Source organism: Vibrio gelatinilyticus (genome assembly GCF_022836845.1).
GTDB classification, from domain to species: domain Bacteria; phylum Pseudomonadota; class Gammaproteobacteria; order Enterobacterales; family Vibrionaceae; genus Vibrio; species Vibrio gelatinilyticus.
Window position 1 is genome coordinate 455,149 of record NZ_JAJNNZ010000002.1, and the last position, 7,546, is coordinate 462,694.

General features: G+C 45.4%; 8 protein-coding genes and 1 other RNA gene. 6 read left to right on the top strand and 3 right to left on the bottom strand.

Going from position 1 to position 7,546, the window contains the following annotated elements; genetic code table 11:
• The first annotated feature begins 639 nt into the window (after nt 1-639).
• Nucleotides 640-846 (top strand): DUF1107 domain-containing protein, encoded by a 207-nt coding sequence (locus LNL84_RS04135; protein WP_244355399.1) that lies wholly within the window; start codon nt 640-642, stop codon nt 844-846.
• A 112-nt stretch (nt 847-958) separates the two neighbouring features.
• On the opposite strand, the gene LNL84_RS04140 is transcribed toward LNL84_RS04135, so the two are convergent.
• The 3 genes from LNL84_RS04140 to LNL84_RS04150 are packed head-to-tail and all read right to left on the bottom strand — an operon-like array spanning nt 959 to nt 3,956.
• Entirely contained in the window at nt 959-2,161 is a 1,203-nt protein-coding gene (locus tag LNL84_RS04140; protein WP_244355400.1) for an FAD-dependent 2-octaprenylphenol hydroxylase, read from the bottom strand.
• Nucleotides 2,162-2,171: 10 nt separating this feature from the next.
• Nucleotides 2,172-3,365, bottom strand: a complete 1,194-nt coding sequence (gene ubiH, locus LNL84_RS04145) for a 2-octaprenyl-6-methoxyphenyl hydroxylase (protein ID WP_425244281.1) — start codon at nt 3,363-3,365, stop codon at nt 2,172-2,174.
• A 12-nt stretch (nt 3,366-3,377) separates the two neighbouring features.
• A complete protein-coding gene (locus tag LNL84_RS04150) occupies nt 3,378-3,956 on the bottom strand; it encodes a YecA/YgfB family protein (RefSeq protein WP_244355401.1) in 579 nt (192 codons plus the stop codon).
• 227 nt (nt 3,957-4,183) lie between these two features.
• On the opposite strand from LNL84_RS04150, the gene LNL84_RS04155 reads away from it, so the two are divergent.
• The 5 genes from LNL84_RS04155 to serA all read left to right on the top strand — a co-directional run bounded on the left by LNL84_RS04155 (nt 4,184) and on the right by serA (nt 7,508).
• Complete coding sequence (locus tag LNL84_RS04155) at nt 4,184-4,495, top strand: cell division protein ZapA (RefSeq protein ID WP_244355402.1); 312 nt, start codon at nt 4,184-4,186, stop codon at nt 4,493-4,495.
• 1 nt (nt 4,496) lies between these two features.
• A non-coding RNA gene (ssrS, locus tag LNL84_RS04160) (6S RNA) lies at nt 4,497-4,680 on the top strand.
• Between the two features lie 3 nt (nt 4,681-4,683).
• Complete coding sequence (locus tag LNL84_RS04165) at nt 4,684-5,271, top strand: 5-formyltetrahydrofolate cyclo-ligase (RefSeq protein ID WP_244355403.1); 588 nt, start codon at nt 4,684-4,686, stop codon at nt 5,269-5,271.
• Nucleotides 5,272-5,376: 105 nt separating this feature from the next.
• The gene (gene rpiA, locus LNL84_RS04170; protein WP_244355404.1) at nt 5,377-6,033 is read left to right on the top strand and encodes a ribose-5-phosphate isomerase RpiA; all 657 of its coding nucleotides are present in this window, start codon (nt 5,377-5,379) and stop codon (nt 6,031-6,033) included.
• Nucleotides 6,034-6,278: 245 nt separating this feature from the next.
• Entirely contained in the window at nt 6,279-7,508 is a 1,230-nt protein-coding gene (serA, locus tag LNL84_RS04175) for a phosphoglycerate dehydrogenase (protein ID WP_244355405.1), read from the top strand.
• Nucleotides 7,509-7,546: the final 38 nt, after the last annotated feature.

Sequence of the window (7,546 nt, forward strand, 5' to 3'; positions counted from 1 at the left end):
ACAGATCACACTCAAGACTGAGAGTTAAATCGAATAACAGCAAGCTTTCTTATGATTTGTTAGTCAAATAAAAAGCATAAATAGTCATTTCAGGCGTATTGTTATATTGTAATCAACGTCAGCAAAGTAGCGAATTACCTTGCTGAAGTAACACTAGAGTGAAACCGCTGTTCAACAGTACTCCACTTTTGTGTAATGCATCTGTGACATTTGCCCGCTATGCGGGCTTTTTTTTCCTTTCTCGCTGCAACTCAGCTGGCAAAATGTGAACATTCTTTAAAAAGTGACAACTTTTATCGACATGCACGGTCTTATTCAATATTAGTCCCAATGCATTGTTATAACTGTAAACTCATATTCGTTCGTTATACCGGACCATTACAAAAAACTTACTTTGCTATCATACACTTGTAATACTAGTTGGTTCTAATAGCAGCTTACGCTGTACAAATTACATTTTAAGCTATTTTTTGTGGTCATAATCACAAGCATTTGGTTCTTTTGCTGGCAATTTGCCTACAGCAGCACAAAACTCTCATTGAGAAGGTGCCTTTGAGCCATAAAGACAACTCTGTCACACAATTTTTAATATGATATCACTATAATTTTCGAGCTAGGTAATAAGAGAAGGATGGATGAATGAGACTGTTTAAGCGCTATACACCAAGTATGATTGCTAAACACATAAGTCGTTTATTTAAAGGAAGAATTTATATCTACGGAGTAGGTAAGTTTGAGTTTGACAATGGGAAGTTGATACTCCCTGAACGCGCAGAAAAAAGGCACTTTCAAACGGTAAATGAAGTAAACCAAGAAATCATGAAACTACGTTGTGCATATGCCTAATTTTTCTCACGCATCGTAGTTGTTCTACCTCAATTAGGCACTAAATTTCAAATTATTCATAGGCATCGCGCGTCAATTCGCGATGCCTTTATTAGTTAAAGGCTAAGAAAAATTACCTTGCAAGATCGGGAAGCTTCCCTTTCATACCTAACGCTCGAGTCATGATTTCTTGCTTGGCTCCTGGTAACTGCCCCACCAATTTCATCCCTATACCACGAACAAGTTTTTTCGCCGGGTTATTGCCTTCAAACAGGTCTCTAAATCCTTGCATTGCCGCTATCATTTTCGCCGCTTCTGCTTTGCGCCAACGTTCGTAGCAACGAAGGTGTTTTTGCTTGCCAATGTCTAACCCCTGCTCCCAAAGAGTTAAGATCTCTTGCGCTAAACTTGCTGCGTCAAGCAACCCCAAATTAACGCCTTGCCCTGCCAGAGGATGAATAGTGTGTGCTGCGTCACCAACCAAGGCAATACGTTCGGTCACAAAATCTCTTGCGTAGCGCATTTTAAGGGGGAATACACCACGCTCACTGGTTAATGAACACAAACCTAGGCGCCCATCAAACTCGGCAGTCAGCGCCTTACAAAACTCCATTTCAGACATCTGGCTTAATGCCTGTGCACGCAGAGGATCGGTAGACCATACAATAGAGCACAAGTTTTTGTCATCGATTGGTAAAAAAGCCAACGGCCCTTGAGGGGTAAATACCTGTCTGGCAATATTGTCATGAGGCTCATCAGTACGAATATTCGCCACCAGTGCACTATGACCATAATCCCATTGCGTCAATGGGATATCTTGCTGCTGCCGAACCCAGGAGTTAGCGCCATCAGCGCCAACAACGAGCCGAGCCGTTAATGACTGAGCATTATTGAGGGTTAACCAAACTTCATTTTCCCCCACCACCATTGATTGGCAGCATTCGGGTATGAACAGCGTGACATTCGATTGCTGCTCTACTTGCTCAAGCAACGCGGTCTGTATCCGTCGATTCTCCACAATATGGCCAAGGTTAGGCTGGGAAAATTGATTCGCTGAGAACTCAATGCGAGCAAAACTGTCTTGCTCCCAAACTTCCATTGCACTGTAGGGTTGGCAATGGTGACGTTCAATGGCCGGCCATGCCGACACATTTTTTAAAATTCTCTCGCTTGCTCGGCTTAATGCAGAAACGCGAACGTCGGGTTGCTCTGTGACCTCACGGCTTGGTTCTTTGCCTTCGATAATCGCGACTCTAAGATCGCTGTCTTTCAATGCACGAGCAAGCGTTAGCCCGACCATGCCACCGCCAATAATGGCTATATCAAAACTTTGCATTTGGGCTCCATCATATCTCTACCATTCCTGCCGTACGTTTGAACAGTGGAGACTTTACAACTGATAAATTATCCATAATTGCCAAACCAAGGTTGCGTGCGACAACCATCGCTGGCCAATCGTTTGAAAAAGTATGTACTAGTGAAGAGGTCAGCGACACGGTCAACTCACGGTCAGCTTCTCTTCTTTGTCTAAATTGACTTAGGTTGGCGTAGTCACCAAGATCCATAATATTGGTTTGCAGAGAGTCGACCAATGTCGCGACATCGCGGATCCCAAGGTTAAAACCTTGACCTGCAATAGGATGAAGCGTTTGAGCAGCATTGCCCACTACCGCAATTCGATGAGACACATTCTGGGGGCGCTGAGTTAAAATCAATGGATAGGAAGCCACGCTGCCTACTTTCGTAAATTCACCAAGTCGCCAACCAAACTGGTGCTGTAATCTTCGCAAAAACTCGTCACCGGACAACGAGCATACCTCTTGCGCTTTTGTGTCAGGCATACACCACACCAAAGAACTTCGAGCATCACTCATTGGCAGTAGAGCCAAGGGCCCATGAGGGGTAAAGCGCTCAAACGCTTGTCCTTGGTGGGCTTTACTGGTGACCACGTTGGCAATTACTGCAGTTTGTTCAAAGTCCATTTGAGTCATGGTTAACTTCGCAAGCTCGCCGATCTGAGAATTGGCACCGTCGGCGGCAACCACAAGCTTGGCATGAACAACGCGAGTCTCTTCGCTTTCGCCAGCAAGGGTTAGGGCGACGCTGTCTACGCTGCGTGACATATCGACCACTCTGGATGGGCATAACCAATCGATGTTCGCTTTGCTCTTGAGCAGCTCGACCAATCTCGCCCCGACAGTGGCCAGTTCGACCACGTATCCCATTGCAGATAAACCATACTGCTGAGCCTCAAAGTCCGTCATACCACAATGACCACGATCTGATACATGAATGTGTGTTATCGGCGTGGCATGATCTGCTATCGCAGACCAGATATCAAAGCGCTTTAAAATCTCAACAGTGCCGTATGATAACGCAATCGAGCGAGCATCAAACCCTGGGTGCTGATGGTTATCGATGTGGAATGGCTCAACCACAGCGATGTTGAGCGCCCCGTTATTTATTTGGCTTAATGCAAGGGCGAGCGTTGAGCCAGTCATTGCTCCACCTGCAATTACCAAATCATACTGTTTGCTCACAATGGCTTCTCTTTAATGAATCGTTGGTTTGCTATCTGAGTTAGGTGCTTTCAACCCAAACTCAGTATGGATGGTCATGACACAAGCCTTAACATGCTCAATGACCTGCTCAAGCAAAAGAGCTTGCTCTTCTATATCATCATCTTCATCAATGCCCAATTTAGAGATCTCTTCGAGATCGGCCAAAGCCTCTTTGCTATTGGCTGAAAGCTTATTTAATTGAGTTCCAATCAATCCTAAGCCAGAGATGAAGTGATTGACCCACATGGCCAGCTCATCGGCCACATCAAAGATAGTGGCACTGGCATCGTCATCAGGAAGAAACAGATCCAATTCAAACTGGTTAGCGTTCAGTTGTGCAAACGAATGATCCAATATCGACTTTGCTGCTGTTAAAGTTGACTGAGGCCAACCCAAACCATCGTTGGTGTAATCAAACAAAATGGGCTGCCAGTTCTTTTCATTAACACTAAGTCCACCAGCTAACATACCGACGAGCAAGCCGTGCAATTCAGCAGGAGTTACTGCCAACCCAGCATTTTGCAGCTCAGTTGCAATACTCAAATAAGAAGGAAGTTTTGTTTCACTCATAAAATGGTTCACTCGTCGTTAAAAGTAACCACCATGCTATCACTTCCTCTAGCCAGCGAAAACGGTCTACTGAGTACCTTTTGTGCTAATTGTTGATTTCGTGTGTTATTAACCACGCATTTGACAATCTTGGGCGTTAAAAGCTTGAATCTTATGATCGCTTTACCTATAGTTTCCGTTCGGGTTTACCATGGGTTCTAGCGGTACGTAATTAGAGTTATTGCAATATGGATAATCAAGCAGTGGACGTTGAAATACTAGGAAAGATCACACGAGTAAATTGCCCAGCGGGCCAAGAAGAGCCTTTACTGCGAGCAGCAAAGGATCTTGATGATCGGTTGCAACAAATGGCGCAACGCACTAAAGTAACCAACGAGCTAAAGCTATTGACTATCGCAGCACTCAATATGTCTTATGAACTCAATAGCAAGAGACATCAATCTCTTGCAGAAGTAAACCAAATGAACGAGCGCATGGAGCAGCTCGCGGCATGTTTAGAAGATGCTATTAGTAAAGTAAAGCAGGGACAGCAAACCTAATTTTACCCTGGGGTGTGCGTCAGTGGATTTAAGTCCCTGAGCCGATAAGCAATAACTAAGGGTTAGTACTTGATAACTATTGAGCAAGCTCGGCTCGTACCGAGAAGCCTACGGTCATCGTTGCTGATCCGCCTTGAACCAGCTGGTTCAAGGGCCACAATCCTCAACGGCACTCTGGGGTATTCCTTATGCAATCAGCGATTCGACGAGAAATCCGCCAACAAATGCGTCAACGCAGGCGAAGCCTTTCTCTCGAGCAGCAGCAATACGCGGCTCAACAACTGTCGCTGCAATGCCAACAACTTAACGAGTTACAACATGCGAAGCGGGTGGCGCTCTATCTGTCGGCGGATGGCGAACTTGATACTCATCCATTGATCGAATACTGCTGGCAGCACAACATCGCGACGTTCCTGCCAGTCATACACCCATTTTCTCGCGGCCATCTGCTGTTTACCCGCTACACCCCCGACACCGACATGGTATACAACCAATACCATATTTTGGAACCGAGGCTCGACATTCGCCATATCATACCGACCAAAGCTCTGGACATTATTTTTACCCCTTTAGTCGCTTTCGATACGACGGGCCACAGGTTAGGGATGGGCGGTGGTTACTATGACCGAACGCTCACGCCTTATCACCAGGAAGATCAGGGCCCCATTGCTATTGGTGTGGCGCATCATTGTCAGCACGTCGATAAGCTGCCTAGCGAAGCATGGGATATCCCCATGCACACCATCGTGACGCCGAATGACATCTGGCGTTGGTAAAACACTCGTTTAAGCACATTTTTTCTATTTATCCCTCCTCTTTCCGGCAATTAGTTATATAATCGCGCCGCACTTTCACCTAAACCAAACAATCGGGAATCGGATATGACTCAAGATGAAATGAAGAAAGCAGCAGGCTGGGCTGCACTGAAATATGTCGAAAAAGGCAGTATTGTTGGCGTCGGTACGGGCTCCACAGTGAATCACTTCATCGATGCGCTGGGCTCAATCAAAGAAGATATCAAAGGTGCCGTATCAAGCTCTGAAGCATCAACAGCACGGCTAAAAGAGTTGGATATAGAAGTTTATGAATGCAACGACGTCGTAAAACTGGACGTCTATGTCGATGGTGCTGACGAAATCAACCCTGCTCGTGACATGATCAAAGGCGGTGGTGCAGCATTAACTCGTGAAAAGATCGTCGCGGCAATTTCAGAAAAGTTCGTTTGTATCGTGGACGGAACCAAAGCCGTTGATGTGCTGGGCGAATTCCCACTTCCGATTGAAGTTATTCCAATGGCGCGCTCTTACGTGGCTCGTGAATTGGTAAAACTTGGCGGTGACCCTGCCTATCGCGAAGGTGTCGTAACCGACAATGGCAACGTGATATTGGATATTTACGGCCTGAAAATCAGCAACCCTAAGCAGCTTGAGGATCAAATCAACGCAATTGCTGGTGTTGTTACTGTTGGTCTCTTCGCTAACCGCGGTGCTGATGTTGTGATTACAGGCACACCGGAAGGTGCAAAAATCGAAGAATGATGTGATTTAACATCATTTGATAGAAAACGGCGTCCTGTGCGCCGTTTTTTTATTTTTCTATAAGAATATTATTCCTTATTCCGTAATTTTCTTACCCAAACTGAGTATTTTTTGTTACTTTATCTTTCACGATAAGTAAAAGGAAAACGTTTGCGTCAAGCACTCAGTCATTTCCGCCAGCATATTTTTTGATTTGCGACTGTGCAAATAAGAACAGCCCAAGCCCCATTTTAAGGATGATTTAGATGGCCAAAGTTTCACTGGAAAAAGATAAAATTAAAATTTTGCTTCTTGAAGGTTTGCATCCCTCTTCTGTTGAAGTATTACAAGCGGCTGGATACAGCAATATTACTTACCACAAAGGTTCACTACCTGAAGATGAACTATTAGAAGCCGTAAAGGACGCACACTTTATTGGCATTCGTTCAAGAACTAACTTATCAGAAGAAGTCATCAACGCAGCACAGAAGCTTGTTGCTATCGGCTGTTTTTGTATTGGTACGAACCAGGTTGACCTTGCTGCTGCAGCTAAACGCGGTGTGCCCGTTTTCAATGCACCATTTTCAAATACACGAAGCGTGGCCGAATTAGTTCTAGGTCAGATCTTGTTGCTGCTGCGCGGCATTCCTGAGAAGAATGCCCTTGCTCACCGTGGAATCTGGAAGAAAAGCGCGGACCACTCTTACGAGGCTCGTGGCAAGCGACTTGGTATCATTGGCTACGGCCACATCGGTACGCAGCTAGGGATTATTGCCGAAAACCTAGGCATGCGTGTCTATTTTTATGACATCGAAAACAAGCTTTCGCTCGGTAATGCTACGCAAGTCCATACGATGAGTGAGCTGCTAAACAAATGTGATGTCATCTCTTTACATGTTCCTGAAACACCAGAAACGAAGAACATGATGGGATCTGAAGAGTTTGCTCGCATGAAGCCAGGTTCAATCTTTATCAATGCAGCGCGCGGCACTGTGGTTGATATTCCTGCGCTATGTCACAGCTTAGAAGCAAGGCACATTGCCGGTGCCGCTATCGATGTGTTCCCAACGGAGCCAAAGACCAATGCCGACCCATTTGAGTCACCACTGATGCAATACGACAACGTGATCCTAACGCCTCACGTTGGCGGTTCGACACAGGAAGCACAAGAAAACATTGGTGTCGAAGTGGCTGGCAAGCTGGCAAAATACTCAGATAACGGCTCGACATTATCAAGCGTGAACTTCCCAGAGGTATCGCTACCAGAACACCGTGACTGCTCTCGCTTATTGCATATTCACCAAAACCGCCCGGGCATCATGACTCAGATCAACACCATTTTCGCTGAGGAAGGAATAAACATTGCAGGTCAGTATCTGCAAACCTCTTCCGATATTGGTTATGTCGTTATTGATGTCGAAACGGCTCGCTCGGAAGAAGCTCTATCGAAATTGAAACAGATTGAAGGCACTCTTCGAGCTCGAATCCTGCACTAACAATGTGAAGTGTATAAATACAAAAAGCCCTCAATATT

Coding starts and splice junctions, on each gene's coding strand:
- LNL84_RS04135 (WP_244355399.1), top strand. CDS start 640: ATGAGACTGTTTAAGCGCTATACACCAAGTATGATTGCTAAACACATA.
- LNL84_RS04140 (WP_244355400.1), bottom strand. CDS start 2,161: ATGCAAAGTTTTGATATAGCCATTATTGGCGGTGGCATGGTCGGGCTA.
- LNL84_RS04150 (WP_244355401.1), bottom strand. CDS start 3,956: ATGAGTGAAACAAAACTTCCTTCTTATTTGAGTATTGCAACTGAGCTG.
- LNL84_RS04155 (WP_244355402.1), top strand. CDS start 4,184: ATGGATAATCAAGCAGTGGACGTTGAAATACTAGGAAAGATCACACGA.
- LNL84_RS04165 (WP_244355403.1), top strand. CDS start 4,684: ATGCAATCAGCGATTCGACGAGAAATCCGCCAACAAATGCGTCAACGC.
- rpiA (WP_244355404.1), top strand. CDS start 5,377: ATGACTCAAGATGAAATGAAGAAAGCAGCAGGCTGGGCTGCACTGAAA.
- serA (WP_244355405.1), top strand. CDS start 6,279: ATGGCCAAAGTTTCACTGGAAAAAGATAAAATTAAAATTTTGCTTCTT.